Here is a 204-nt window from a genome sequence, read left to right on the forward strand (position 1 = left end):
CTGGCGTCCGGCGCGACCATCTCGCGCTTCGAACATGCGGCCAGCCGCCAGGACATCTACCGCGTCAGTGAGGCCCTCGTTGAACAGTTCATTGCCGGCTTCGCCAGCCCGCCAAAGCGCCTGATTCTCGACCTCGATCACTCGGAAGATGCGTGCTACGGGCAGCAGCCGCTGGCGTTCTATAACCACCCCTACCGTTCGCCC

Annotated in this window: 1 protein-coding gene; it reads left to right on the forward strand. The window is 64.2% G+C overall.

Annotated elements, in window-relative coordinates; all coding sequences use genetic code 11:
* Window positions 1–204, forward strand: a 204-nt coding sequence (locus F1735_RS35385; RefSeq protein ID WP_187364450.1) for a transposase, incomplete at both ends; no start/stop codon positions are given.

Origin of the sequence: Massilia genomosp. 1 (assembly GCF_011682185.1) — a bacterium.
In the GTDB taxonomy this organism is placed as follows: domain Bacteria; phylum Pseudomonadota; class Gammaproteobacteria; order Burkholderiales; family Burkholderiaceae_D; genus Telluria_A; species Telluria_A rubra.